At 45.6% G+C, this 561-nt stretch carries 1 protein-coding gene; it reads left to right on the forward strand.

Features of this window, described 5'->3' with window-relative positions; all coding sequences use genetic code 11:
• Positions 1-561, forward strand: a 561-nt coding sequence (locus R7Q11_RS28395; protein WP_225467258.1) for an ABC transporter ATP-binding protein, incomplete at both ends; no start/stop codon positions are given.

Genomic DNA, 561 nt, shown 5'->3' on the forward strand with positions numbered 1-561 from the left:
GTAACCGCAAAAAACCTCACCAAACGTTTTGGTGATAATACGGTATTTGAAGACATTCAATTCGCTATCGAACAAGGCGAGTTCATCACGCTTTTAGGGCCTAGTGGCTGTGGTAAATCCACCCTACTTCGCAGTCTTGCGGGTTTAAATCCGGTTGATGGTGGTGAAATTTGGGTAAATGGCGAAGAGATCACCCACCAAGTGCCACAAGAAAGAGGCATCGGTATGGTTTTTCAGTCTTACGCGCTGTTTCCAAACATGACGGTTGAGGGCAACATCGCCTTTGGCTTGAAAATGAAGAAACTCGCCTCTGATGAAATTCAACGCGAAGTGAAAAAAGTCATAGAGTTAGTTGACTTAAAAGGCAAAGAAAAACACTACCCACACCAACTTTCTGGAGGCCAACGTCAGCGTGTGGCGTTAGCCCGAGCGCTCGTGGTTAAACCTCGTATTCTTTTACTTGATGAGCCGCTTTCGGCACTGGATGCAAAGATCCGTAAGCATCTTCGCCAACAGATCCGAGACATACAAAAAGAGATGAACCTAACTACCATCTTTGTG

It is taken from the genome of Vibrio sp. 970 (assembly GCF_033339075.1).